The sequence below is a fragment of the Aquabacterium sp. G14 genome, from assembly GCF_037482285.1.
GTDB lineage: Bacteria > Pseudomonadota > Gammaproteobacteria > Burkholderiales > Burkholderiaceae_C > Aquabacterium.
Genome location: NZ_JBBEYB010000002.1, coordinates 75,260 through 99,754, shown reverse-complemented (window position 1 = coordinate 99,754; position 24,495 = coordinate 75,260). Strand labels below are relative to the sequence as shown.

The following is a 24,495-nucleotide window of genomic DNA, read 5'->3' as shown; positions in this document are numbered from 1 at the left end:
TTTGCGGACACGCGGGCTGCTCTGGCGGCCCGCGCTCACATTCCTGGATTCAATCTGAGATGGCTTCAATCTCCAGTTCTGCGGCGGTCCCGTGCCACGTCGCCATTGTGATGGACGGCAATGGTCGGTGGGCTCGGAAGCGTTTCATGCCCCGTGGCCTGGGGCACAAAGCGGGTGTTGATGCGCTGGTGGATGTCGTGCGAGCAGCCTCCCGACGCGGTGTCCGGTACTTGACGGTGTTCGCCTTTTCTTCCGAGAACTGGAAGCGCCCAGAGGAGGAAGTGTCTGGTCTGATGGGGTTGCTGTTGGTGGCCTTGTCCAAACACCTCAACCAGCTCAAGTCCGAAGGCGTGCGTTTTCGCGTGGCGGGTGATCTCCAGCCTGTGTCAGAGAAGGTGCGCGCCGCGCTGCTGGAGGCCGAGGCATCATCGGCGACCTGCGACAAGTTGGTATTGACCGTTGCCTTCAATTACGGCGGACGTTGGGACATTGTGCAGGCCTGTCGCAAGGCGATGGAGGCAGGTGTTCAACCTTCTGAAATGGACGAAGGCGTGTTGTCACAGTTCATGGCCATGAGTTATGCACCCGACCCGGATCTGTTGATTCGTACGGGGGGCGAAGTACGTTTATCCAACTTCTTGCTTTGGCAAAGCGCTTACGCTGAGTTTTATTTCACCGACTGTCTGTGGCCCGACTTTGATGAAGCGGAACTCGACCGAGCCATCGCAAGTTACGCAGATCGTGAGAGACGGTTCGGTGATGTGGGTGCGTCGGGTGAGGCTGAGGGCGCAGTGGGTGGTTTTGACGATGTGCTCGCCGCATCCAGGGAGAGCTGACCATGCTCAAACAACGTGTCATCACGGCACTGGTTCTGGCTGCCATTTTGCTGGCCAGTTTGCTCAATGAGTTGGCGTGGCCTTTTTCGGCGCTGACACTCGTGTTCATCACGGCCGCCGGTTGGGAGTGGTCGCGTCTGAACGATGCGCCGGGGGCTCGTGCCTGGTTGACGGGGGCGGCGGTGGCAGGGGGCTGCGTCTATGCGGCGCAGGTTGTCGGTTTGCCGGTATGGGCCAGTACCGTGCTCGACAACGGACTCAATGTGCATCCACATGTTCATGGCTGGGGAATGCCGCTGGCTGGTTTCCATGTGCCCAGCGGAGTCTGGGCGTTCGCATGTTTGCTGTGGGTCCTTGGCGGGGCGGTTGTCCTACGCTACGGCAACACGCATTGGAAGCGCGTTTCCGACTTCTGGCGTCGTTTGTTGGGGCTGCTGTTACTGGTGGTGGCGTGGTTGGCGTTGGTTGAGAGCAAGGCCCAAGGACTGAACTTTCTCTTGTCAGTGCTGTGCCTCGTATGGGCAGCAGACATCGGGGCTTACTTTGGCGGTCGTGCTTTGGGTCGGCGCAAGTTGGCGCCCAGCATCAGCCCTGGCAAAAGCTGGGAGGGCGTCTGGAGCGGCATGGTGGCCGTTTGCGTATTGGCGGGCCTGTGGATGTGGGCCGACGCAAGCCTCGGTGTGGACTCTCCCAGTTTGTACAGCCGCTTATGGATGGGTTTGGGGCCCTTGGGGATGTTGTTGGCGCTGATGTTACTTGTCGGCATGAGCGTTGTGGGTGATCTGTTTGAATCGCTCGTTAAACGGCAAGCCGGTGTGAAGGACAGCAGCCAATTGCTGCCAGGACATGGCGGTGTTTTGGATCGCATCGACGCATTGCTGCCTACCCTGCCATTGTCTTTGGCTGTTCTGACTTTGTGCCATGCTTGATTCAGCGTCATCTTCTCGTCGTCAGCGTGTATGTATTTTGGGGTCCACGGGCTCCATTGGGACCAACACGCTCGACGTGCTTTCCCGCCACCCGGACCACTTTGAAGTGTGGGCTCTGACAGGCGCGTCGCGTGTCGATGAGTTGTGGGCGCAATGTTTGCAGTGGCGTCCAGCCTATGCGGTGATGCCAGATGAAGCTTTCGCGTCGCGACTGCGGGCCAAAGTGAAGGAGTCTGGCTTGCGGACCGAGATCCTCAGTGGCTCGGAGGCTTTGAACCAAGTTGCCGCACACCCTGACGTGGATGTGGTGATGGGGGCGATTGTCGGGGCAGCAGGCTTGGCGCCTTGCTTGGCGGCCGCTCGCGCGGGCAAGCGTCTGTTGTTGGCCAACAAAGAAGCGCTGGTGGTCGGCGGTGAGATGTTCATGAAGGCTGTGGACGAGGCTGGCGCCACTTTGTTGCCCATCGACAGTGAACACTCAGCCATTTTTCAGTGCTTGCCGGAAGACACCTCCTCTTGGCGTTCACGCATCGACCACATTGTCCTGACTGCCTCTGGCGGGCCATTTCGTCAGCGCGATCTTGCTACCTTTTCTCAGATCACCCCTGAGCAGGCGTGTGCGCACCCGAACTGGGTCATGGGGCGCAAGATTTCGGTAGATTCGGCCACGATGATGAACAAGGCTTTGGAGGTCATCGAAGCTCGGTGGCTGTTCAATCTGCAACCCAAGCAGATTCGCGTGGTGCTGCACCCGCAGAGCATCATTCACTCCATGGTCGTTTGCCGGGATCGTTCGGTGTTGGCGCAAATGGGCACCCCGGACATGCGTGTACCGATTGCGTACGGTTTGTCATGGCCGGAACGCATCGAGTCGGGAGCGGAGTTATTGGACTTCACTCGCCTGAGTGCACTGACTTTTGAAGACGCTGACTCCCGTCGCTACCCGGGTCTGCAGTTGGCGTGGGAGACGCTCCAAGGGCCGGCTGGTAGCACATGTGTGCTCAATGCCGCCAATGAAATGGCGGTTGAGGCATTTTTGGACAGGCGCATTCGCTTTGATCAGATTCACAGTGTGAACCTGCAGTCTCTGTCCGATTGTCGGTTGTCGGACGCCGACATCAGCACGGTTGAGGGGTTGCTGGATCTGGATGCGCAGGCGCGTCGTCTCGCGGCATCGGTCGTGGCGAGCTTGGCCGCTTGATACGCAAGATGTCCAGTTCAATCTTTCGCTGTGATTCAGGAGCATGACGATGTTGATGACCGTGCTGTCCTTTCTGGTGACGATTGGCGTTTTGGTTGTGATTCACGAGTACGGCCATTACCGTGCAGCCTTGGCGTGTGACGTCAAGGTGCTGAGATTTTCGGTGGGGTTCGGGCACGTGTTGTGGCGTCGGCAACGTGGCGAGACCGAGTTCGTGATCTCGGCCTTGCCGTTGGGTGGCTACGTCAAGATGTTGGATGAACGCGAAGGTCCTGTGGCACCCGCCGAACGGGATCGTGCGTTCAATCGCAAGCCCCTGCGCCAGCGGGCATTCGTCGTGGCGGCGGGGCCTTTGGCCAATTTGTTGTTGGCCGTGCTGCTGTACGCAGGTGTCAATTGGTCTGGCGTGGAAGAGTTGCGCCCATGGCTGGCGCAGCCTCGCGCCGGGAGTCTGGCAGCAGACGCAGGGTTGCAGTCTGGTGACGAAATTGTCAGCTTGGAGATGCTCCAGGCCGGTGTATCCAACAGCGATGCGTCTCAGCATGAGGTGCGCTCGATGACCGACCTCCAGTGGCTGTTCATCCAGGCGGCGTTGGCGGGTCAGGATGTGCGCCTGCAGGTGGCGTCGCGTGCCGAAGCGCAGGGGCCCGTCACAGAGCGTCGCAGTCTGGTGCTGCAGCTGAGCCGGATACCGGCGGCAGAAGTGGATGGGCGATTGCTGGACCGCGTGGGTTTGAATGGACCCTACGCTGAGCCTTTGATCGCAGAGGTATTGCCAGGTGGGCCTGCCGCGAAGGCTGGCCTGCGGGCAGGTGATCGGGTGGTATCGATCAATGGCGTGCCGCCTGCTGATGCCGGGCAACTGCGTCAAATCATCCGCGGCAGCCAACTCGACGGGGCGGCACGTCAAGTATCTTTGGTGGTTGAGCGGGCAGGGCAGACCATGCCCGTGAACCTCATGCCGGTCATGACCGAGGTCAAGGGCCAGCGTGTTCCACGCATCGAGGCTGCGCTGGGCAGCATGCCTGCCACTGTGGAGGTGCGTTACGGCTTGGTCGAGGGTTTGACCAAGGCAGCCAGCAAGACGTGGGACGTGTCGGTGATGAGCCTCAGTATGTTGGGCAAGATGCTGATCGGGGAGGCGTCATTGCAAAACCTCAGTGGACCGCTGACGATTGCAGACTATGCTGGTCGTTCTGCGGAGATGGGCTGGGTTTACTACGTTGGGTTCCTGGCCTTGGTCAGTGTAAGCCTGGGCGTGCTCAACTTGCTTCCGCTCCCCGTCCTCGATGGTGGACACCTCATGTATTATCTTTTCGAAGGCGTCACGGGCCGGCCAGTTTCCGATATCTGGCTGGAACGATTGCAGCGGGGTGGCGTGGCCATCATGCTCGCAATGATGTCGCTGGCCCTCTACAACGACTTGGCGCGCCTGCTTGGCGCGCACTGAGTTTTCCTGCATGCAAAGCCCTTTCATGACTGCTGTGCGGTTCAAACCGACCCTGCTCGCTGCCCTGATGGCAGCCTCCCTGTTTCAGTCCGCCTGGGCGGTTGAACCTTTTGTGCTGAAAGACATCCGCGTGGAGGGGCTGCAGCGCGCCGACGCCGGAACGGTGTTTGCTTCATTGCCATTTCGCGTGGGCGACACCTATACCGACGACAAGGGTTCAGCGGGGCTGCGCGCGCTGTTTGCCACTGGACTGTTCAAGGATGTGCGCATCCAGGTGGACGGGAACGTGGTCGTCGTGGTGGTGGAAGAACGCCCCGTGATCTCACGTGTGGAGTTTGTCGGGACCAAGGAGTTCGACAAGGATGTACTGGTCAAGGCGCTCAAGGACATTGGCATCGGTGAGGGGCAACCTTTCGATCGGGCATTGGCCGACCGTGCAGAGCAGGAGTTGAAGCGTCAATACCTCACCCGCAGTCTGTATGGCGTGGAGGTCATCACTACCATCACCCCGACCGAGCGCAATCGCGTCAACGTGACCTTCACCGTGACCGAGGGTGAGGTCACCAAGATCAAGAGCATCCGCATCACAGGTAATCAGGCCTTCTCGGAGAGCACGCTGATTTCCCAGATGGACCTCACCAAGGGCGGTTGGTTGACTTGGTATACCAAGTCCGATCAGTACGCACGTGCAAAGCTGAACGCTGACCTGGAGACGATCAAGGCTTATTACCTCAATCGTGGCTATCTTGAGTTCAAGATCGAGTCCGCTCAGGTCGTGATTTCACCCGACAAGCAGGACATCTCGATCGCGATCAGTGTGAGTGAAGGTCCTCGCTATGTGGTCACCGGCGTACGCCTAGAGGGAGAGTACCTTGGCAAGGAAGAGGAGTTCCGCAAACTCGTCACCATCGAGCCAGGTGAAGCCTACCGTGCTGATGCTGTTGCCGCGACCACCAAGGCCTTTACCGATCGCTTTGCGGCGTTTGGTTATGCGTTTGCACGGGTGGACTTCCGCCCGGAGCTCGATAGAGCCAAGGGTCAAGCCGTCGCGGTGTTGGTGGCTCAGCCTCAGCGCCGTGTTTACGTCCGCCGTGTGAACGTGGCGGGTAACTCGCGTACCCGCGATGAGGTGATTCGTCGCGAATTCCGTCAGTTTGAGGCAGCGTGGTATGACGGACAGAAGATCAAACTGTCGCGCGATCGCGTCGACCGCCTTGGCTACTTCAAGGCGGTGGACATCGAAACCGTCGAAGTGCCAGGTACCGCCGATCAGGTGGACCTCACCATCACGGTCGAGGAGAAGCCGACTGGGAACTTGATGTTGGGGGCTGGTTTTTCCAGCGCAGAGAAGTTCACCTTGACGGCATCCGTCAAGCAAGACAACGTCTTCGGTACAGGGAACTATCTGGGGATTGATCTCAATACCAGCAAGTACAACCGCACCATCGTGGTCAGCACCGTGGATCCGTATTTCACGGACGATGGCGTGTCTCGCTCGTATGACTTGTATTACAGAACTTCCCGTCCGCTGAACACCCAGGGTGGGGACTACAAGATCGTGACGCCCGGGGGGGCAGTCAGATTTGGTGTGCCCTTCACAGAGTTCGACACTGTGTTTTTCGGCGCGGGTGTAGAGCAAACATCCATCAAGGGAGACACAGGTCTGCCTGTCAGCTATCGACTGTATCGTGACACGTTTGGCGAGACCAGCCTGTCCGTGCCCTTGACGGTGGGTTGGTCACGCGATGCTCGTGACAGTCTCATTGCTCCTACGCGCGGCCGTTATCAGCGCCTGAACCTGGAGTTGGGTGTGGCAGGCGATACCCGCTATTTGCGTGGCGACTATCAGTTCCAACAGTTCATTCCCCTTTCCAACCGGTTCACATTGGGTTTGAACACGGAAGTCGGCTATGGCAAGGGACTGTCGGGCAAGCCATACCCCGTCTTCAAGAACTTCTATGGCGGTGGTCTGGGCACCGTGCGGGGGTTTGAGCAAAACTCTCTGGGTCCTTTGGACATTGAAGGCTCCTATGTCGGCGGCAATCGCCGTGTGAACGTCAACGCAGAGTTGTATGTGCCCTTCCCGGGAGCGGGCAACGATCGCACTTTGCGCTTGTTCGGTTACATGGATGCGGGTAACGTCTGGGGTGAAAAAGACTCGATGAGTTTCAGCGATGTGCGTGCCTCGGTTGGTGTCGGTATCAGCTGGGTGTCTCCTGTGGGGCCGCTCAAGCTGAGTTACGGCAAGCCCTTCCGTTACCAGGACCAAGATAAAATTCAACGCCTTCAGTTCCAGATCGGTACGGCATTCTGACCATGACCTCGCCACTCAAGAAATTTCTGCTGGGCAGCCTGCTGTGTGGCTCGGCCTTGCTCGCGCATGGGCAGGAGCTCAAGATTGGCTATGTCAATCTGGACCGGGTGCTGCGTGATGCCTCTCCGGCCAAGGCGGCGCAGGCCAAGCTGGAAAGCGAATTCACACGCCGCGAGAAGGATCTGACCGACACGGCCACGCGGCTCAAGAGTGCGACCGAGCGATTTGAGAAAGACGCCCCGACGCTTGGTGAATCCGAGCGCAGTCGTCGTCAACGTGATCTGGTTGAGCAAGACCGCGAGTTGCAGCGCAAGCGTCGTGAATTCCAGGAGGATCTGAATCAGCGCAAGAACGAGGAGCTCGCCATGGTGTTGGACAGGGCTCAGCGTGTGGTCAAGCAGATTTTCGACCAAGAGAAGTACGATCTGATCCTGCAGGAAGCCGTGTTTTTCAGCCCCCGTGTGGACATCACCGATAAGGTCATCAAGGCGATGAACAGCGGATCGGGTAAGTGAGTGCCATGTCTGAGAACGTGACGCTCGGCCAACTGGTTGCCGAGTTAGGCGGAACCCTGCTTGGTGATGCGGGGCGGGTGATCCGACATATCGGGCCACTCGATGGCGACAAGCCTGATGCCATTGCCTTCTTGTCCAATCCGAAATATCGCAGCCAGTTGGCAACCACCCAGGCTGCGTGCGTGATCGTGAGTCCGGCTGCGCAAGCCGAGGCTGTTGCAAGAGGTGCGGCCATCGTCACGGACGACCCATACCTCTATTTTGCCCGACTGACTCAGTGGTGGTCACGCCGCGTGCGTCCCCGTCCAGTCGCTGGCGTTCATCCGTCTGCCGTCGTCGATGCCACTGCGGTGATCGGTCCTGACGTCAGCATTGGCCCGCTGGCTGTGATCGAGGCCGGCGCGATCGTCGAGGAGGGCGCTCTGATTGGCGCCCAATGCCACGTGGGCGCACGCGCGCGCATTGGCGCACACACGCGTTTGGCACCCCAGGTAACCGTGGGCTTTGATTGTGTGGTCGGCGCGCGGTGTGTTTTCCACAGCGGCGTGGTCATTGGCGCAGACGGTTTCGGTTTTGCCCCCAACCAGGGACGTTGGGAGAAAATCGAACAACTCGGTGCGGTGCGCATCGGGGATGACGTGGAGTTGGGCGCCAACACCTGTGTGGATCGTGGTGCCCTGGATGACACGGTGATTGAAAACGGTGTCAAGCTCGACAACCTCGTCCAAATCGCCCACAACGTCCACGTTGGCGAACATTCAGCCATGGCCGGCTGCGTCGGGGTGGCAGGCAGCGCTCGCATCGGTAAGCATTGCACGGTCGGCGGTGCTGGCATGATCCTGGGCCACCTCACCTTGGCGGACAATGTGCACGTGTCGTCTGGCACCCTGATTTCGCGCTCTGTGCTCAAGCCGGGCTTGTACAGTGGCGCCTTCCCCTTTGACGAGAACGCATCCTGGGAGAAGAACGCAGCGACCCTGCGCCAACTCCACGCCTTGCGTGACCGTATCCGAACCTTAGAAAAGCAAGTGAAAAGCTGATGGACATCCACAAGATTCTTCAAAAGCTCCCGCACCGTTACCCGTTTCTGCTGGTGGACCGCGTGCTGGAAGTCGAAAAGAACGTTCGCATTCGTGCACTGAAGAACGTGACGATCAACGAGCCGTTCTTCCAGGGGCATTTCCCCAATCGCCCGGTGATGCCGGGTGTGTTGATGCTGGAAGCCTTGGCGCAGACCGCTGCCTTGCTGGCGTTTGAAACCCAGGGTGAAGGTGTGGACGAGAACTCCGTCTATTACTTTGTGGGCATTGATGGCGCTCGCTTCAAGCGTCCCGTTGAGCCGGGTGACCAGCTGTTCCTGGACGTGCAGATGGACCGTAACAAGGGCGGCATCTACAAGTTCAATGCCCAGGCTTTCGTGGGCGAAGAATTGGCCGTGTCGGCGCAACTGATGTGCACCGTGCGCAAGGTGTCCTGAGGCGCAGATGGCGAACATCCATCCCAGCGCCATCGTCGATCCGCAGGCGCAGTTGGCTGACTCCGTCACTGTGGGGCCGTTCACGACCATTGGTCCGAACGTGTGTATCGGTGAAGGCTCCAGCATTGGTGCGCACTGTGTGATCGAGGGGCACACCACCATCGGTCGTGACAACAAGATCTTCCAGTTTGCTTCCTTGGGTGCTGACCCACAGGACAAGAAGTACAAAGGCGAGCCCACGCGATTGATCATCGGTGACCGCAACACCATTCGCGAGTTCACTACCTTCAACACGGGCACGGTGCAGGACAAGGCCTTCACCCAGGTCGGCAATGACAACTGGATCATGGCTTATGTGCACGTGGCGCATGACTGTGTGATCGGTGATCACAACGTCATTGCCAATTCGGTGCAGTTTGCTGGTCACGTGACGGTCGGCAACTACACCTTGATCGGTGGCATCAGTGGCATCCACCAGTTTGTCCGCATCGGCGATTTTGCGATGTTGGGCTTTCAGACCCGCCTGTCGCAAGATCTGCCGCCTTTCGTGGTTGCGGCCGGCAACCCGGCTCAGGCGCAGAACGTGCACCAGGAGGGCCCACGCCGTCGCGGCTTCTCTCCGGAGCGGTTGAGCATGCTCAAGCAGATGTACCGCTTGCTGTACCGCAAGGGCTTGACCCTGGAGGCGGCCAAGGCCGAGATCGTGGCACTGCGCGGTCAGACGCCCGAGGCAGATGGTGACATCGATCAGATGTTGGCGTTCCTCGCGCAGGCTGACCGCGGCATTGTGCGGTAAGCGCATGGGCGGGCCTTTCGATTTTGCTCCGGGCGCAGAGGGGCGCGCGCCGTATGTGGCCATGGTGGCAGGAGAAACCTCCGGTGATCTGCTGGCTGGCTTGTTGCTGGGAGGTTTGCACCAACGCTGGCCGGGCCTGACCTCGGCAGGCATAGGCGGGCCACGCATGGCGGCGCATGGATTTGAGCCTTGGTGGACCTACGAGAGGCTGGCTGTTCATGGATTCAATATGGAAGTGCTGCGCCGCTTCCGTGAAATCTGGAACATCCGCAAGGCACTGGGTGATCGCTTGTTGACCGAGCGCCCGGATGTGTTTGTCGGAGTCGATGCGCCTGACTTCAATCTGGGTCTGGAGGCGCGCCTCAAGGCGGCTGGCATCAAGACCGTTCACTTCGTCAGTCCGTCCATCTGGGCGTGGCGTGGTGGTCGCATCAACAAGATCCATCGCTCGGTGGATCACATGCTCTGCCTGTTTCCGTTCGAGCCTGCGCTCTACCATGCCAAGGGCATTGCCGCCACGTTCGTCGGACACCCCTTGGCTGACACCATTCCGATTGAAGTGCCCCGTGTGGCGTCACGACAAAGCCTCGGTATGGACGATCAGGTTCCTCTGGTGGCCGTGTTGCCGGGGAGTCGTCGCGGTGAGGTACAGCACAACACACCCGCATTCTTGCAAACGGTGGCCTTGCTGAGCAGACAGCGTCCCGATTTGCGCTTTGTGCTGCCGGTGGTGCCGGGGCTGCGTGAAATGGTCGAACCCCTGGTGCGTGAGCACGCGCCAGATGCGCCGCTGACCTTGTTGGATGGCCGCTCGCACGAAGCCTTGGCAGCCTGCGATGTCACCTTGATCGCCAGCGGCACGGCCACTTTGGAGGCCGCATTGTTCAAGCGTCCGATGGTCATTGCCTACAAGATCAGCGGCTTGAGCTGGCAGATCATGAAGCGCATGGCTTATTTGCCGTGGGTGGGGTTGCCGAACATCCTGCTGTCGGATTCGGTCGTGCCCGAGCGCTTGCAGCACGATGCCAATCCGGCTCAGCTTGCTGCCGACGTGCTCGCGTGGCTGGATCAGCCTGCACGTGCGACCTCGGTACAGCAGCGCTTCCTTGAACTTCATCACCAGCTGAAACAGGATACGGCTCGCGCCGCCAGTGATGCCATCGCCCAAGTCATCGAAACGCGCTGATCGGGCTCATGCCAACGAGGCGCCGTTCCAGCTGGATCTGCTCTGGCCCATGGACGCCGTGGGGTTGATGGCCGGGGTGGATGAGGCGGGCCGTGGTCCCTTGGCCGGACCGGTCGTGGCCGCAGCCGTCATCCTCGATGACCTGCAGCCGATTGCCGGGCTGGCCGATTCGAAGAAGCTCACTGCCCGTCGGCGTGACAGCCTGTACGATGAAATCCGTGCCAAGGCGCTGTGCTGCTGCATTGCCGAGGCCAGCGTCGAGGAGATTGACGCGCTCAACATCTTGCAGGCCACGATGCTGGCCATGCGGCGCGCGGTGGAGGGATTGCGCCTCAAGCCGGCCATGGTGCTGGTGGATGGCAACCGAATTCCTGTGTTGAACGTGCCCGCGCAGGCCATCGTCAAGGGCGATGCGAAGGTGCAGGCCATTTCGGCGGCGTCCATCCTGGCCAAGGTGCACCGCGACCACCTGTGCACGCAATTGCACGACGCGTACCCTCAATATGGATTTGAGGTGCACAAGGGCTACCCCACGGCGGCGCATCTGGCCGCATTGCGCGAGCACGGCGCCACGCCCGCGCACCGACGCACCTTTGGTCCCGTCAAGCTGGCACTGGCCGGCACCGCCGACCCGTTGGCTGCGGCGGCACGTTGACTTCGTTCTTTCCTGATATGACCGATTCCCTCCTACAGCGTCCCGCCCGCCTGCGCAGCACCCAGTTGGTCACCTCGCGTGACAACCCCTTGGTGCAGCGCTTGCGGCGTCTCAGCCAGGACCCGGTGGCTTACCGCAAGCAGGGTGAGGTCTGGCTGGAGGGCGATCACCTGTGCGATGCCTGCCTGAAGCGTGGCATCGAGGTCGGCCTCGCCGTGGTGGCCGAGACTGCCTGGCTGGGCGAGCATGGCATGGCATCCGGGGCCGATGCGCAGGCTGTGCGTCTGAGCGCCTTGGCGCGACAGGCAGAGAAGGTCGTGGTCGTCCCAGACTCCCTGTGGAAGATGTTCACTGGCCTGGAGTCCCCGGCCCGAATCGGCTTCGTGCTGGCCCGATCGCCGGCCGAGGCTCCCGAGAGCTCCCTGCGAGCGGGCGTGCCCACCGTCGTGCTCGACCGGGTACAGGATGCCGGCAACGTGGGCAGCATTTTGCGCAGTGCATCGGCCATGGGTGTGGTGCAGGTGGTGGCACTCAAGGGCACGGCGGGTTTGTGGTCGCCCAAGGTGCTGCGGGCTGGCATGGGCGCGCATTTCGCCTTGCATCTGGTCGAGCAGGTCTTGCCAGAGGCCCTGGTTGACTTGCAGATCCCCCTGGTGGCGACCAGTTCGCACACCGAGCACCTGCTGCCGACCGTCGCCTTGCCGGAGCCTTGCGCCTGGGTGATGGGGCACGAAGGACAGGGGGTGGGTGAGGCCGTGATGCGCCAGTGCGCCCTGAAAGTGGCCATTCCGCAGCCGGGGGGCGAGGAGTCGCTCAACGTCGCCGCCGCCGCGGCTGTTTGCCTCTACGAGTCGATGCGCCGACGCTTGTGATGCTTGCCCGCCCAGACCGCCATCGGCTGACCGATGCCCTGTGGGCGGAATGGATTTCAGGGCCGGGGTAGTCCGGATGAACACCCTACAATGTTCCGAAGTTTGACACACGCCGCGCGGCCCTCTTGGGTCGGTGCGGCGAACCTGGAGAGAGCACATGGATCGATCAATGAAACCCCTTGACGTGGTGTACGGCGCGGCCGTGGCCGGTGACCGACAGCGCGTGCTGCGCAACACCTACGCCTTGCTGGCCTTGTCGATGCTGCCCACGGTGCTGGGTGCGTGGTTGGGCGTGGCCACAGGCTTCAGCTTCTTCTCTGGCAGCCCCTTCATGGGCCTGATGGTGTTCATGGCGGTGTCGTTTGGTTTCTTCTTCGCCATCGAAAAGTTCAAGAACTCCGGCGTCGGCGTCCTGTTGCTGTTGGGCTTTACTTTCTTCATGGGCTTGATGCTCTCGCGCATGCTGGGCATGGTGCTGGGTTTGTCCAATGGCGCTTCGCTGATTGCCACGGCCTTCGGTGGTACGGCCCTGGTGTTCGGGGGCATGGCCACCCTGGCATCGACCATGAAGCGCGATGTGTCATCCCTGGGCAAGTGGCTGTTCGTGGGCCTGATGGTCATGATCGTGGCCGGCATCGCCAACATCTGGCTGCAAATGCCGGCGCTGTACCTGGCCCTGTCGGCCATGGGCGTAGTGATCTTCTCCGCCTTCATCTTGTATGACCTCAAGCAGATCATCGACGGCGGCGAAACCAATTACGTGACCGCCACGCTGTCGGTCTACCTGAGCGTGTACAACCTGTTTTCGTCGCTGTTGCACCTGTTGACGGCGCTGGGTGGCGGCGACGACTGAGTTCCGCCGCGCCTCACATCTGAGCCCGCCCTGGCCTGCGGCCCTGGCGGGCTTGTTTTTTGGCACTTGGATACCATCTGGGGTACAAGACTTCACGAGGAGAGCTCATGACGACGTCCCTGGAACTGGTGTGCCCCCACTGCCGTGCGATCAACCGTGTCCCGGCGCAGCGCTTGGGCGATGCACCCCAGTGCGGTCAGTGCCATCAGCCGGTTCTGGTGCCGCAACCGGTTGAATTGACTCAGACCAGCTTTGAGCGCTTCATCACACGCAATCAACTGCCGGTGCTGGTGGACTTCTGGGCGCCCTGGTGCGGGCCGTGCAAGATGTTCGCGCCGGTGTTTGCGCAACTGGCCGCGCCGTATGCCAGCCGTGTGCGCTTCGCCAAGGTCAACACCGAAGTGGAGCAGGGCATTGCGTCCGCCTACCAGATCCGCAGCATCCCCACCCTGGCCCTGTTCAAGCAGGGCAGGGAGGTGGACCGAGTGTCCGGGGCCTTACCACCCGCCCAACTGCAGGCTTGGCTGGCGCGGCATGGGCTGTGAGGTCGTCAAACCGCACGGGACATCATGTTGAGTTCCCGGGGACGTGATCAGTACTGATCACCCTCGCCGATGTAGGTGCCAGGGGCCAGGTTCTCGAAGCGCGTGTTGGACTTCAAGAAGGCCAGGTGCAGGCTGCCCACCGGGCCGTTACGCTGCTTGCCGATGATGATCTCGGCCGTGCCGGGCACCTTCGATTCCTTGTTGTAGTACTCGTCGCGGTAGATGAACATGATCACGTCCGCGTCCTGCTCAATGGCACCGGATTCCCGCAGGTCGGACATCATCGGACGCTTGTCCGGACGCGTTTCCACCGAACGGTTCAGCTGTGACAGCGCGATCACCGGGCACTGCAGTTCCTTGGCCAAGGCTTTCAGGCCCCGCGAGATTTCACCGATCACGGTGGCGCGGTTTTCTTCGTTGCCACCAGAGCCGCTCATCAGTTGCAGGTAGTCGATGATGATCAGGCCCAGCGTCCCGCCAAACTGGCGGGCCAGGCGTCGCGCACGCGCGCGCAACTCGTTGGGCGACAGGCCGGGGGTTTCGTCAATGAAGACGTTGGCGGTGCGCAGCTTTTCGACCGTTTCGCTCAGACGGCCCCATTCGTCGTCGGTGAGCCGGCCAGTGCGCAGGTTCTGCTGGTTGATGCGCCCGATGGAGCCCACCATACGCAGCGCCAACTGTGACGCCCCCATTTCCATGGAGAACACGGCGACCGGCAAGCCTTCGTTCACGGCAACGTTCTCGCCAATGTTCAGCGCGAAGGCAGTTTTACCCATGGAGGGGCGGGCGGCCAAAATGATCAGGTCACCCTTTTGCAGGCCGGCCGTCATCTTGTCCATGTCGATGAAGCCGGTGCGCACGCCGGTCACGTCCTCGGCACCGTTGTCGGCCAGTTCGGTGACGCGGTCCAGCAGGTCCACCACCAGGCCATCCATCGCGAAGAAACCCTGCTTGTTGCGACTGCCTTCCTCGCCAATCTTCATGATCTTGGCTTCAGCCTCGTCCAGGATGTCGGAGACGCTCTTGCCCTGCGGATTGAAGGCGTTCGTGGCGATCTCGTCACTGGCGGTGACGAGTTTACGTAGCACGGCGCGCTCGCGCACGATTTCGGCGTAGCGGCGCATGTTGGCCGCACTGGGCACCGACTGGGCCAGGGCATTCAGGTAGGCGAGGCCGCCCACTTCGGCCCCCTTGCCCTGCATCTGCAACTGCTCGAACACCGTGATCACGTCGGCGGGCTTGGAGGCGCCCACCAACTGCTGAATGGCCAGAAAGATCAACTGGTGTTCGTGGCGATAGAAGTCACCCTCATGCAGCAGGTCGGCCGCGCGATCCCAGGCGCTGTTGTCCAGCAACAGCCCCCCCAGCACACTCTGCTCAGCCTCGATGGAATGCGGCGGCACGCGGAGTTTGGCGACCTCGTCGCTGCTCAATGAGTCGGTGGCGCCACGGGCGGAGAACGGGGTGGGGAATGCTGCAGACATGGCTCAATGATAAAAGCGGAGCGGTCCCAGGCTTGTGGACAAGTCTGTGGGCAGCCTTGGGAAATGCTGGGGACTTTGCGGGATAAGTCAGGCCACAAACGACAAAGCCGGCGGTGAGGCCGGCTTTGGTTGAAACCGGCCGAAACCGGTTTCAGGCGATGGTGTGAATCGCAGAGGAAGGAAAACCTTAGGCGGTTTCGCCAACCACGGCAACGGTCACGTCCACGACCACGTCGGTGTGCAGAGCCACCGACACAGCGTGCTCGCCCGTGGTCTTCAGAGGACCGTGGGGCATGCGGATCTGGTGCTTGGCGACTTCGAAGCCGGCAGCCTTCAGGCCTTCAGCGATGTCGAAGTTGGTCACCGAGCCGAACAGACGGCCGTCAACGCCAGCCTTCTGAGTGATGGACACGGTCTTGCCGTTGAGCTTTTCGCCCACGGCTTGAGCGGCGGCCAGCTTCTCAGCTTGAGCCTTTTCCAGCTCGGCACGACGGGCTTCGAACTCGGCGATGGCCTTTTCGGTGGCACGACGAGCTTGACGGGTCGGGATCAGGAAGTTACGGGCGTAGCCGTCCTTGACCTTGACCACATCACCCAGGTTGCCCAGGTTGGCGACTTTTTCGAGGAGGATGATTTGCATGACGAAGACTCCTTAGACGCGGTGCTGGTCGCTGTAAGGCAGCAGGGCCAGGAAGCGAGCGCGCTTGATGGCGGTGGTCAGTTGACGCTGGTAGATCGCGCGGGTGCCGGTCAGGCGTGCGGGGATGATCTTGCCGTTTTCAGCGATGAAGTCGCGCAGGGTGTCAACGTCCTTGTAGTCGATCTGTTCGACGTTGGCGACGGTGAAGCGGCAGAAGCGCTTGCGACGGAACAGCAGGGATTGCGTGTTGCGCTTGCCCTTGCGGTCTTTGGAGAACTTGCCGTTCTTGGAGCGGGGTGCAGCCATGAGAACCTCTCAGTATCCGAATGGATGTGTTAAACGATGTCGTTGAGTTCGGTGATGTGCAGCAGAACGCCACGTCCGGCGCGAGGAGCACCCAGAAAACCAGCCAACCCGAAGGTCACGCCTGTTTCTTGCCGGTTCAGTTTCTCGGCCATGGGGCCCAGTGCAACTGCCTTGATCTCCAGCTTGACCTTGCGGTTTTGCTGTGCCTCTGTCACCTCGGATTCGTGCTGAAGCACGAGATCGAGGGCGGGTAGGCCGGCGGGGGTGTATCTCAGCGCTTTGCGTTCAATGATTTGTGCAGACAGCAGGACGCGGTTCATGCAGTCAATCGGTGAACGGTGGACGCGATGCCTGAATGCCTTGCGGCATCAATCAGGCAGCGGCTTGTTCCTGCTGGGCCTTGCGGGCCTCTTCACGCTCAACTTGCTTCATCATCACGGAAGGAGCGGTCTCGGCCTTGTCCTTCAGCACGGTCAGGTGACGCAGCACAGCGTCATTGAACTTGAAGCCGGTTTCGATTTCAGCCAGGGTTTCCTTGCTGATTTCGACGTTCAGGCACAGGTAGTGTGCCTTGGCCAGCTTGTTGATCTGGTAAGCCAGCTGACGACGGCCCCAGTCTTCAACGCGGTGAACCTGGCCACCGGTGGTGGTGATCAGGGTCTTGTAGCGCTCGAGCATGGCGGGCACTTGTTCGCTTTGATCCGGGTGGATCAGCACGACGATTTCGTAGTGACGCATGGAAACTCCTTGTGGATTCCAGTTGATGGAAGCCGTCGCGAAGCGTCAAACCCGCTGACGGCAAGGGCTGCTCTGGTGGTTGAATCCCAAAGCAACATTCAGAAAACCCATGATTATAGCAATGAAAACGCCGCCCGTGGGCGGCGCATCAGTGAATCGTTCAAGGCGGGACGTCCGCGTCCCGCTTGATGTCGTCAGTTTACTTGGCGGCCAGGCGCTGCCAAGTGTCGATGACGGTGTCAGGGTTCAGCGAAATCGACACAATGCCTTCGGCGGCCAGCCACTCGGCGAAGTCGGGGTGGTCGCTGGGACCTTGGCCACAGATGCCGATGTACTTGCCCTGGGCGCGGCAGGCGGCAATCGCACGCGAGATCATGGCCTTGACGGCCGGATCACGTTCGTCGAAGTCGGCGGCCAGCAACTCCAGGCCTGAGTCGCGGTCCAGACCCAGGGTCAACTGGGTCAGGTCGTTCGATCCGATCGACATGCCGTCGAAGAACTCCAGGAACTGGTCTGCCAAGATCGCGTTGGAAGGCACCTCACACATCATGATGACGCGCAGGCCGTCCTTGCCACCCTTGGATGCGCGCACCAAGCCGTGGTCGGCCAGCATGTTCGTGACACGCTCGGCTTGTTTGAGGGTGCGCACGAAGGGCACCATGATCTCGACGTTGGTCAGGCCCATGTCGTTGCGCACGCGCTTGAGCGCTTCGCATTCCATGGCGAATGCTTCACCGAATTCGGAGCTGATGTAGCGCGAGGCGCCACGGAAGCCCAGCATCGGGTTCTCTTCTTCCGGCTCGTAGCGTGAACCACCGATCAGCTTCTTGTACTCGTTGGACTTGAAGTCCGACAGGCGCACGATGACGGGTTTGGGCCAGAACGCGGCGGCGATGGTGGCGATGCCTTCGGCCAGTTTGTCCACATAGAACGCGCGCGGCGAAGCATGGCCGCGGGCCACCGATTCGACAGCCTTCTTCAGGTCGTTGTCGATGTTCGGGTAGTCGAGAATCGCCTTGGGGTGAACGCCGATGTTGTTGTTGATGATGAACTCGAGGCGAGCCAAGCCCACGCCGCTGTTGGGCATCTGGGCAAAGTCGAAGGCCAGTTGGGGGTTGCCCACGTTCATCATGACCTTCAGACCGATGTGCGGCATCTCGCCACGGGTCACTTCGGTGACTTCGGTTTCCAGCAGGCCTTCGTAGATGTAGCCGGTGTCGCCTTCGGAGCAGGCCACGGTCACCAGGGTGCCGTCGGTCAGGCGCTCGGTGGCGTTGCCGCAGCCGACCACGGCGGGGATGCCCAGTTCACGCGCGATGATGGCCGCGTGGCAGGTTCGGCCGCCACGGTTGGTCACGATGGCGCTTGCGCGCTTCATGACGGGTTCCCAGTTGGGGTCGGTCATGTCGGTGACGAGGATATCGCCGGGCTTGACGGTGTCCATCTCCGAGATGCTGTGCACGATGCGCACGGGGCCGGTGCCGATCTTCTGACCAATGGCGCGACCTTCGGCCAGCACGGTGCCGGTGCCCTTGAGCTTGTAGCGCTGCTCGGCCTTGCCTTGCTGCTGGCTCTTCACGGTTTCAGGGCGAGCCTGCAGGATGTAGAGCTTGCCGTCGGTGCCGTCCTTGCCCCATTCGATGTCCATCGGGCGGCCATAGTGCTCTTCGATGATGACGGCGTAGCGTGCCAGTTCGGTCACGTCTTCATTGGTCAGGCTGTAGCGGTTGCGGGCCTCGACGGTGGTGTCAACGGTGCGCACCAGCTTGCCTGTGGCAGCCTTTTCCTCGGCCGAAGCGAACTCCATCTTGATCAGCTTGGAGCCCAGATTGCGGCGGATGACGGCCTGCTTGCCAGACTTCAGGGCGGGCTTGTGCACGTAGAACTCGTCAGGGTTGACGGCGCCTTGCACCACGGTTTCGCCCAGACCGTAGCTGGAGGTGATGAAGACCACGTCCTGGAAGCCTGACTCGGTGTCGATGGTGAACATCACGCCAGCGGCGCCCAGGTCAGAGCGAACCATGCGCTGCACGCCTGCAGACAGGGCGACCACGTCGTGGGCAAAGCCCTTGTGCACACGGTAGGAAATGGCGCGGTCGTTGTACAGCGAGGCGAACACTTCCTTCATCTTGTGCAGGATGTCTTCGATGCCAACCACGTTCAGGAAGGTTTCCTGCTGACCGGCGAACGAGGCGTCCGGCAGGTCTTCAGCGGTGGCGGACGAACGCACAGCGAACGAGGCGTCAGGGTTGTCGCCGGCCAGCTTGGCGTAGGCCGTGCGGATGGCCTGTTCCAGATCGGCGGGGAAGGGTTGGGCTTCGACCCAGCCACGGATTTCGGCGCCAGCTTCGGCCAGGGCGCGCACGTCTTCCGTGTCGAGCGCGGCCAGGCGCTGGCTGATGCGCTCGGACAGGCCGTCGTGCTTGAGGAACTCACGGAAGGCGTGGGCCGTGGTGGCGAAGCCGGTGGGCACGCGCACGCCGTTGGGCAACTGCGAGATCATCTCGCCGAGGCTGGCGTTCTTGCCGCCGACGACTTCAACGTCCTCGTTGCGCAGTTGTTCGAAAGGGACGACCAGGGCGGTCGGCTCAAATCGGTTGGTCATGAAAACTCCAGGATGGTGAAAAAATCTGGCGTTGCCCTGTCCGATGTCACACGATGTTGCAAAGAGGCCTGGAGTTCTATTTGTATGGCCTGGGTGCGCAAGAGCTGTGGCAGGGCATCAATGTGCGACATTGTACGGTCAGGCCTATGATCCGGGTTTGTCTGTTTCCTATTCCAGGGCGTGTTACTGGGTGGTGAGCGCGGCGTCCCGCTGGGGCCCCTCATCGTTCAGCGCCCCACCATTTCATGTCCGACCGTACCGTCTTCTTCATTTCCGATGGCACCGGCATCACCGCCGAAACCATGGGCAATTCCATCCTGGCGCAGTTCGCGATCAAGCCACGCCACATCCGCCGTCCCTTCATCGACTCGGTGGACAAGGCCTATCAGGTGGTGCGGGAGATCAACGCCACCGGGGTGCGCGAGGGCAAGCGTCCCATCGTGTTCATCACGATGGCCAATGATGACGTGATGCCCATTCTCAAGACCTGCGATGGCAAGGTCTTCGACGTGATTCAGACCTTCGTGGCGCCGCTCGAAGAAGAGTTCAACATGAAGTCGAACCACCGTGTGGGGCGCTTCAGCGACCCCAGCCAGGACACGGGGTACAACGAACGCATCGAAGCCATCAACTTTGCGTTGGAGCACGATGACGGACAGTCGTCGCGCAGCCTGGATGCCGCTGACGTGGTGCTGGTTGGGGTGAGTCGGTGCGGCAAGACGCCGACTTCGCTGTACTTGGCCATGCAGCACGGCATCAAGGCAGCGAACGTGCCCTTGATTCCTGAGGATTTCGACCGAGGCTTCTTGCCCACGATGCTCAAGCCTTACAAGAAAAAGTGCTTTGGCTTGACCATCGACCCTCAGCGCCTGAGTCAGATTCGCAACGAGCGGCGTCCGGGGAGCAAATATGCCAGCTTGGAAAACTGCCGTTTCGAGGTGAATCAGGCGGAGGCCATGATGCGCCGTGAAGGCATTGACTGGCTGTCCTCCACCCATAAATCCATTGAGGAGATCGCCACAACGATCTTGCGCGACATTCGCCCTGATCGGTTGGTGTACTGATGAGCGGCCATGTGAAACCCGTGCTGGGCGACGCTGAGTTGCCCTCGCCGATCATTGAGCAGGATGGTCAGTCTGTTGTCATGAGTTTTGATGACACCAGCATCCAGAGTCGCATGCGGTTGGATGATCCGACTGCGCTGGACCTGGATTACAGCCGCGCCATGATGGCGTTTTTGTTGATGCAACCCCAACCTGAGTCGATCTTGATGATCGGGTTGGGGGGCGGGTCTCTGGTGAAGTATTGTCATCGCCACTTGCCGCAGACGCGCATCACCGTGGTTGAAATCAATCCGGAGGTGATCGCGGCGAGGGACGCGTTTCTGGTGCCTCCGGATGATGCAAGACTTTCTGTGGTGTGCGCGAATGGAGCCGATGTGGTGGCTCAGGCCGTGCGCGGCAGTTACGACGTCATTCTGGTTGACGGTTTTGGTCCACAGGGCGAACAGCCGGAGGCTTTGAGCAGTTTGGCGTTTTACAAAGCCTGCCGAGCTGCTCTGCGGTCAACTGGGGTGTTGATGGTGAACCTCCAGGACGCTGAACCGCTGTGCAGCCGCTTGATTGGCAGAATCTGGCAGATGTTCGGTGAGCCCGTGGTGCCATTGGAAGTGCCATGTGGCGGCAACTTGGTGGTCCTTGCTGCGGACGAGGCATCTTTTCAGTCGTGTGCAGCCCAGGTGCGCCGACGTTGGCGCGAATTGGACAAGGTGCATCAAGAGACTCTGGGCGACGTCATGTTGGGCTTGGAAGAGGAGCTCAAGCCTTGGGTAAAGCCAGCCGGCGTAGCAAAGCCGGCACGTAAGCGCAAGCGTTGATAGCGTAGGCTGGGCGCGAGTTGAGCGATTGAGTGAGACACGTGCTGTTACAGGGGGGACCCTCTTTGGTGGGATCATCCGCTCAGTGGAACATGCTGGGGTGCGTCGAATGACGCCCCGCGACTGGTATGCCGCAAGGCATCTGTCGATGTGTTCTGGTGTGGCTGTGCCAGGAACAACCGAAGAGCGACGATGAGCCTTGACGCGACGGAACAGAATCCTCAACTGTCGGGATTCCAAGCTCTCGAAGTAGATCCATCACATGACGCAGCCTTGATGCGTCAGATTCACCAGCTGCGGTTTCAGGTTTATTGCCTGGAGCAAGGTTTTTTGGATGCCATTGACTATCCGAAAGGGTATGAGGCTGACGAACACGACCTGCGGTCTTTTCACTTTGCAAGCTGCGGCACAGACGGTGGTCTGGCCGGTTACGTGCGTTTGGTTTGTGCGGACGCGGCTGGGTCTTTCCCATTTCAAGCGCATTGCGACGCGCTGTACCCAGGCATCGTCTTGCCACCTACCCATCAATCGGTGGAGATCAGCCGGTTGATGGTGAGCGCGATACATCGACGTCAGCCTGACCGGTCCCCCGAGATCTTGTGCAGCATGTTCCGGCAGATGTACATGCGAAGCGTTCGCCAAGGCGTTCGCTATTGGTACGCCGCCATGGAGCGATCTCTGGTACGTGTGCTGCAGCGGATGTTGGGGGTCGAGTTTCGGCAAATTGGTCCGGTGACAGATTACTACGGGCCCGTGGCACCTTACCTGATTGATTTGCACGTCTTGGCAGCCCAACTCAGCGAGGGGCACCCGAGCCTCTTCGAGGCTGTGCGCCCGCCAGAAATGTGCTGTTGATGTAAGCGGCAGTGTATTTCGTGAGAAATTTGCTTTACATTGCTGCATAAACGTGTTGAACACAACCCGTTACACTTTGGCTGTCGGTCGAGTGGGATGATCGTTTGGACGGGGTGGTTGTCTTGCCTGTTGCAGGCGCCGTCCCTGGGGATCGCCAGTTGCCTGAATGAATTCGCTGGCCACTTCACCTGAAAGATGGTTTGCCATGAGCGCACTCACTGCAGAGCCCGTGAATTTCGCCCCGTTCTTCACCGGACGAGAGGTGAGGCGAGTCGAGGATGCCGGCTTGATGGACAAGGTGTATCAGCTTCGCCATCAGGTCTACTGTGTGGAATGCCATTACCTGGATGTCGATGATTATCCAGACGGTCGTGAACGAGATGATTGTGATGTGCATTCGTCTCACTTCGTCGCGCTGAACCTTCAGGGTGAAATGGCCGGTTACGTGCGTTTGGTACATCCGGATGCCATTCAGACGTTCCCATTTCAGACCCACTGTGTGCAGTTGCTTGAGGGAGTGTCCTTGCCGCCTGCAGACAAGTCTGCCGAGATCAGTCGCCTGATGGTGTCATCTCGCTACCGCCGCCGCCGTGGGGACAAGGTGTCCGGCGTGACGGTGAATGAAGAGCACTTGTCCGATCATGAGCGTCGGGTCAGTTCGCCTCAAATCCTGCTGTGCATGTATCGGCAGATGTATCAGTACAGCCTGCAGCACGACATTCGCTATTGGTACGCCGCGATGGAGCGTTATCTGGCCAATGCCTTAGCCGGCATGAATTTTGGTTTTCAGCAGATAGGTCCTTACACGGACTACTATGGTCCGGTCGCTCCCTTCTTGGGAGATCTGCGTCAACTGGAAGATGGCCTGAGCAACTCGGCGCCCGCCCTGCTGGAATGGTTGCAAAGTCCTGGTTGAGCAATGGGCTGGTTATCGTTGCTGCCCGATGGCGCGTTGCGGGGACTCCGTCGACTCATCTTGAAGATGGGGCGGCGAATGGACAGGCAAAAAATGCTGGCTCAATCGCGGCGCAGGGCGATGGGCATGATTCCATTGGCGGCGCAACACAGTGCTGCCTATCGTGTCTTGCTGCGGGAGCATGGGTGTGGTCACACTCCAGCCGGGTCAGCTGAATGGGCTCAATTGCCGGTTCTCACAAAGCAGAACACATTTGGACGTTTTGCACTGAACGAGTTGGCACGTGACGTTCCTGCTCAGGAATTGGCGGACGTGCTCACCAGCTCCGGACGCGGCGGGCGCAGTTTCGGGTTCCGGTTGACTGCGCGTGATCAGCACGAAGACGGGTGGTTTGACATCGACCTGGGTCTTCAGGATGTTTTCGACGTTGACCGGCGTTCCACGCTCTTGGTGAACTGCTTGCCAATGGGAGTGGTGTTTCGCTCCAAGGCCGTTGCCGTGGCCAATGTGAGTGTCCGGCAGGACATGGCATGCTCGATTCTTCGGGATGTTGGACCGAAGTTTCAGCAAACAGTGCTGTGCACCGATCCGCTCTTCATCCGAGCGTTGCTGGAGGAGGCGGAGGTCGCGGGCGTTGACTGGAAGGCGCTCAACACCAGTGTGATCATCGGCGAAGAGATCTTGGTGGAGGCTCAGCGAGATTACATCGCGTCGCGCATGGGCATCGATCTGGACGTCGACGACAGCCGTCTGATTGGCAGTTCGTTCGGCGTGGGGGAGTTGGGGCTGAACCTGCTGTTTGAGACGCGTGACACCATTCGCATGCGCCGCGCAGCAGTTCGCGATGCTCGTGTCGCGCAGGCACTAGGGTGTCGCGATGGCATCGCGTCTATTCCGTCCTTGTTTTGCTACAACCCGCTGCGCTCGTTCATTGAGGTGCTCAACCCGGATGAAGACGGGTATGGGGAGATGTGCGTGACGATGCTGGACCAGCAGGCTGTGATTCCTCTGCCGCGTTACACCACAGGTGACATGGCACGCTTGTTGAGCGAGGAAGAGGCTCGTGCACTCGCGATCCAGTCGGGCGGTGCTCCCCCTTGGTTGCCGATGATTGCGGTGAAGGGGCGAATCAAGGATCAGCTCGCTGGATTGCCCTCTGTCGAGGGGGTTAAAGAGTGCTTGTATCGTGACCACGCTGTTGCTGACCGTTTGACGGGGGCCTTCAAGATCTTGGTGGACGAAGGTGGTCCCATGCGGGTTGTCTTCCAGGCTCGTCCAGACACCGAGTCTGACTTGGCTTTTCTCTCAAATCGGCTGACCGTGATGCTGCGGGAACGTTGGCAGACACCGCTCCAGGCCGAAGCGTTGGCGGCGACGGCTTTCCCATGGCGCCCCCTGCTAGACCATGAGCGGAAGTTTGCGTACATGGATGCGCCAGCAGGTTGA

At 60.3% G+C, this 24,495-nt stretch carries 25 protein-coding genes; 19 read left to right on the top strand and 6 right to left on the bottom strand.

The window, feature by feature from the left end; all coding sequences use genetic code 11:
- Window positions 1-59: 59 nt before the first annotated feature.
- The 14 genes from uppS to trxC all read left to right on the top strand — a co-directional run bounded on the left by uppS (window position 60) and on the right by trxC (window position 13,629).
- Window positions 60-836, top strand: coding sequence for a polyprenyl diphosphate synthase (uppS, locus tag WIT60_RS02810; protein WP_339582436.1), 777 nt, complete (start codon window positions 60-62; stop codon window positions 834-836).
- 2 nt (window positions 837-838) lie between these two features.
- Window positions 839-1,765 (top strand): phosphatidate cytidylyltransferase, encoded by a 927-nt coding sequence (locus WIT60_RS02805; protein WP_339582435.1) that lies wholly within the window; start codon window positions 839-841, stop codon window positions 1,763-1,765.
- Window positions 1,758-2,966, top strand: coding sequence for a 1-deoxy-D-xylulose-5-phosphate reductoisomerase (gene ispC, locus WIT60_RS02800; protein ID WP_339582434.1), 1,209 nt, complete (start codon window positions 1,758-1,760; stop codon window positions 2,964-2,966). Before WIT60_RS02805 ends, ispC begins: the two co-directional genes overlap by 8 nt.
- 49 nt (window positions 2,967-3,015) lie before the next feature.
- The gene (gene rseP, locus WIT60_RS02795) at window positions 3,016-4,416 is read left to right on the top strand and encodes an RIP metalloprotease RseP (protein ID WP_339582734.1); all 1,401 of its coding nucleotides are present in this window, start codon (window positions 3,016-3,018) and stop codon (window positions 4,414-4,416) included.
- 25 nt (window positions 4,417-4,441) lie between these two features.
- Window positions 4,442-6,730, top strand: a complete 2,289-nt coding sequence (gene bamA, locus WIT60_RS02790) for an outer membrane protein assembly factor BamA (RefSeq protein ID WP_339582433.1) — start codon at window positions 4,442-4,444, stop codon at window positions 6,728-6,730.
- 2 nt (window positions 6,731-6,732) lie between these two features.
- Window positions 6,733-7,245 carry an OmpH/Skp family outer membrane protein gene (locus WIT60_RS02785; RefSeq protein WP_339582432.1) on the top strand — a complete coding sequence of 171 codons (513 nt, stop codon included), beginning with the start codon at window positions 6,733-6,735 and terminating at the stop codon, window positions 7,243-7,245.
- 5 nt (window positions 7,246-7,250) lie between these two features.
- Entirely contained in the window at window positions 7,251-8,285 is a 1,035-nt protein-coding gene (lpxD, locus tag WIT60_RS02780) for a UDP-3-O-(3-hydroxymyristoyl)glucosamine N-acyltransferase (protein WP_339582431.1), read from the top strand.
- Window positions 8,282-8,722, top strand: a complete 441-nt coding sequence (gene fabZ / locus WIT60_RS02775; RefSeq protein WP_339582733.1) for a 3-hydroxyacyl-ACP dehydratase FabZ — start codon at window positions 8,282-8,284, stop codon at window positions 8,720-8,722. Before lpxD ends, fabZ begins: the two co-directional genes overlap by 4 nt.
- A 7-nt stretch (window positions 8,723-8,729) precedes the next feature.
- On the top strand, window positions 8,730-9,518 hold the full coding sequence (gene lpxA / locus WIT60_RS02770) for an acyl-ACP--UDP-N-acetylglucosamine O-acyltransferase (RefSeq protein ID WP_339582430.1): 789 nt from the start codon (window positions 8,730-8,732) through the stop codon (window positions 9,516-9,518).
- A 4-nt stretch (window positions 9,519-9,522) separates the two neighbouring features.
- On the top strand, window positions 9,523-10,704 hold the full coding sequence (gene lpxB, locus WIT60_RS02765) for a lipid-A-disaccharide synthase (protein ID WP_339582429.1): 1,182 nt from the start codon (window positions 9,523-9,525) through the stop codon (window positions 10,702-10,704).
- On the top strand, window positions 10,673-11,359 hold the full coding sequence (rnhB, locus tag WIT60_RS02760; RefSeq protein ID WP_339582428.1) for a ribonuclease HII: 687 nt from the start codon (window positions 10,673-10,675) through the stop codon (window positions 11,357-11,359). Before lpxB ends, rnhB begins: the two co-directional genes overlap by 32 nt.
- 17 nt (window positions 11,360-11,376) lie before the next feature.
- Window positions 11,377-12,231, top strand: coding sequence for a TrmH family RNA methyltransferase (locus tag WIT60_RS02755; protein WP_339582427.1), 855 nt, complete (start codon window positions 11,377-11,379; stop codon window positions 12,229-12,231).
- Between the two features lie 169 nt (window positions 12,232-12,400).
- Complete coding sequence (locus WIT60_RS02750) at window positions 12,401-13,084, top strand: Bax inhibitor-1/YccA family protein (protein WP_339582426.1); 684 nt, start codon at window positions 12,401-12,403, stop codon at window positions 13,082-13,084.
- Window positions 13,085-13,191: 107 nt separating this feature from the next.
- The gene (gene trxC, locus WIT60_RS02745; RefSeq protein ID WP_339582425.1) at window positions 13,192-13,629 is read left to right on the top strand and encodes a thioredoxin TrxC; all 438 of its coding nucleotides are present in this window, start codon (window positions 13,192-13,194) and stop codon (window positions 13,627-13,629) included.
- Between the two features lie 47 nt (window positions 13,630-13,676).
- Here trxC and dnaB read toward each other — a convergent pair whose 3' ends face one another.
- From dnaB to ppsA, 6 genes are all read right to left on the bottom strand, one after another.
- Window positions 13,677-15,113: a replicative DNA helicase gene (gene dnaB, locus WIT60_RS02740; protein ID WP_339582424.1), complete on the bottom strand. Its 1,437-nt coding sequence runs from the start codon at window positions 15,111-15,113 to the stop codon at window positions 13,677-13,679.
- A 187-nt stretch (window positions 15,114-15,300) separates the two neighbouring features.
- The gene (gene rplI / locus WIT60_RS02735; RefSeq protein ID WP_339582423.1) at window positions 15,301-15,753 is read right to left on the bottom strand and encodes a 50S ribosomal protein L9; all 453 of its coding nucleotides are present in this window, start codon (window positions 15,751-15,753) and stop codon (window positions 15,301-15,303) included.
- Window positions 15,754-15,765: 12 nt separating this feature from the next.
- The gene (rpsR, locus tag WIT60_RS02730; protein ID WP_035034561.1) at window positions 15,766-16,059 is read right to left on the bottom strand and encodes a 30S ribosomal protein S18; all 294 of its coding nucleotides are present in this window, start codon (window positions 16,057-16,059) and stop codon (window positions 15,766-15,768) included.
- 29 nt (window positions 16,060-16,088) lie between these two features.
- The gene (gene priB / locus WIT60_RS02725; protein WP_320361816.1) at window positions 16,089-16,379 is read right to left on the bottom strand and encodes a primosomal replication protein N; all 291 of its coding nucleotides are present in this window, start codon (window positions 16,377-16,379) and stop codon (window positions 16,089-16,091) included.
- Between the two features lie 52 nt (window positions 16,380-16,431).
- Complete coding sequence (rpsF, locus tag WIT60_RS02720; protein WP_339582422.1) at window positions 16,432-16,797, bottom strand: 30S ribosomal protein S6; 366 nt, start codon at window positions 16,795-16,797, stop codon at window positions 16,432-16,434.
- A 199-nt stretch (window positions 16,798-16,996) separates the two neighbouring features.
- Window positions 16,997-19,402 (bottom strand): phosphoenolpyruvate synthase, encoded by a 2,406-nt coding sequence (ppsA, locus tag WIT60_RS02715; RefSeq protein WP_339582421.1) that lies wholly within the window; start codon window positions 19,400-19,402, stop codon window positions 16,997-16,999.
- Between the two features lie 245 nt (window positions 19,403-19,647).
- Between ppsA and ppsR the strand changes: the two genes are divergently transcribed.
- From ppsR to WIT60_RS02690, 5 genes are all read left to right on the top strand, one after another.
- Entirely contained in the window at window positions 19,648-20,466 is an 819-nt protein-coding gene (gene ppsR, locus WIT60_RS02710; RefSeq protein ID WP_339582420.1) for a posphoenolpyruvate synthetase regulatory kinase/phosphorylase PpsR, read from the top strand.
- On the top strand, window positions 20,466-21,278 hold the full coding sequence (locus WIT60_RS02705) for a fused MFS/spermidine synthase (RefSeq protein ID WP_339582419.1): 813 nt from the start codon (window positions 20,466-20,468) through the stop codon (window positions 21,276-21,278). The genes ppsR and WIT60_RS02705 overlap by 1 nt, the downstream gene beginning before the upstream one ends.
- Before the next feature lie 192 nt (window positions 21,279-21,470).
- Window positions 21,471-22,133 (top strand): GNAT family N-acyltransferase, encoded by a 663-nt coding sequence (locus tag WIT60_RS02700; RefSeq protein ID WP_339582418.1) that lies wholly within the window; start codon window positions 21,471-21,473, stop codon window positions 22,131-22,133.
- A 205-nt stretch (window positions 22,134-22,338) separates the two neighbouring features.
- A complete protein-coding gene (locus tag WIT60_RS02695) occupies window positions 22,339-23,049 on the top strand; it encodes a PEP-CTERM/exosortase system-associated acyltransferase (protein WP_339582417.1) in 711 nt (236 codons plus the stop codon).
- 78 nt (window positions 23,050-23,127) lie between these two features.
- The gene (locus WIT60_RS02690) at window positions 23,128-24,495 is read left to right on the top strand and encodes a phenylacetate--CoA ligase family protein (RefSeq protein ID WP_339582416.1); all 1,368 of its coding nucleotides are present in this window, start codon (window positions 23,128-23,130) and stop codon (window positions 24,493-24,495) included.

Coding starts and splice junctions, on each gene's coding strand:
- rpsF (WP_339582422.1), bottom strand. CDS start 16,797: ATGCGTCACTACGAAATCGTCGTGCTGATCCACCCGGATCAAAGCGAA.
- WIT60_RS02805 (WP_339582435.1), top strand. CDS start 839: ATGCTCAAACAACGTGTCATCACGGCACTGGTTCTGGCTGCCATTTTG.
- WIT60_RS02695 (WP_339582417.1), top strand. CDS start 22,339: ATGAGCGCACTCACTGCAGAGCCCGTGAATTTCGCCCCGTTCTTCACC.
- lpxD (WP_339582431.1), top strand. CDS start 7,251: ATGTCTGAGAACGTGACGCTCGGCCAACTGGTTGCCGAGTTAGGCGGA.
- rnhB (WP_339582428.1), top strand. CDS start 10,673: ATGCCATCGCCCAAGTCATCGAAACGCGCTGATCGGGCTCATGCCAAC.
- priB (WP_320361816.1), bottom strand. CDS start 16,379: ATGAACCGCGTCCTGCTGTCTGCACAAATCATTGAACGCAAAGCGCTG.
- WIT60_RS02705 (WP_339582419.1), top strand. CDS start 20,466: ATGAGCGGCCATGTGAAACCCGTGCTGGGCGACGCTGAGTTGCCCTCG.
- ispC (WP_339582434.1), top strand. CDS start 1,758: ATGCTTGATTCAGCGTCATCTTCTCGTCGTCAGCGTGTATGTATTTTG.
- lpxA (WP_339582430.1), top strand. CDS start 8,730: ATGGCGAACATCCATCCCAGCGCCATCGTCGATCCGCAGGCGCAGTTG.
- bamA (WP_339582433.1), top strand. CDS start 4,442: ATGACTGCTGTGCGGTTCAAACCGACCCTGCTCGCTGCCCTGATGGCA.
- WIT60_RS02785 (WP_339582432.1), top strand. CDS start 6,733: ATGACCTCGCCACTCAAGAAATTTCTGCTGGGCAGCCTGCTGTGTGGC.
- WIT60_RS02750 (WP_339582426.1), top strand. CDS start 12,401: ATGAAACCCCTTGACGTGGTGTACGGCGCGGCCGTGGCCGGTGACCGA.
- rseP (WP_339582734.1), top strand. CDS start 3,016: ATGTTGATGACCGTGCTGTCCTTTCTGGTGACGATTGGCGTTTTGGTT.
- rplI (WP_339582423.1), bottom strand. CDS start 15,753: ATGCAAATCATCCTCCTCGAAAAAGTCGCCAACCTGGGCAACCTGGGT.
- uppS (WP_339582436.1), top strand. CDS start 60: ATGGCTTCAATCTCCAGTTCTGCGGCGGTCCCGTGCCACGTCGCCATT.
- WIT60_RS02755 (WP_339582427.1), top strand. CDS start 11,377: ATGACCGATTCCCTCCTACAGCGTCCCGCCCGCCTGCGCAGCACCCAG.
- dnaB (WP_339582424.1), bottom strand. CDS start 15,113: ATGTCTGCAGCATTCCCCACCCCGTTCTCCGCCCGTGGCGCCACCGAC.
- rpsR (WP_035034561.1), bottom strand. CDS start 16,059: ATGGCTGCACCCCGCTCCAAGAACGGCAAGTTCTCCAAAGACCGCAAG.
- ppsR (WP_339582420.1), top strand. CDS start 19,648: ATGTCCGACCGTACCGTCTTCTTCATTTCCGATGGCACCGGCATCACC.
- ppsA (WP_339582421.1), bottom strand. CDS start 19,402: ATGACCAACCGATTTGAGCCGACCGCCCTGGTCGTCCCTTTCGAACAA.
- WIT60_RS02700 (WP_339582418.1), top strand. CDS start 21,471: ATGAGCCTTGACGCGACGGAACAGAATCCTCAACTGTCGGGATTCCAA.
- WIT60_RS02690 (WP_339582416.1), top strand. CDS start 23,128: ATGGACAGGCAAAAAATGCTGGCTCAATCGCGGCGCAGGGCGATGGGC.
- lpxB (WP_339582429.1), top strand. CDS start 9,523: ATGGGCGGGCCTTTCGATTTTGCTCCGGGCGCAGAGGGGCGCGCGCCG.
- trxC (WP_339582425.1), top strand. CDS start 13,192: ATGACGACGTCCCTGGAACTGGTGTGCCCCCACTGCCGTGCGATCAAC.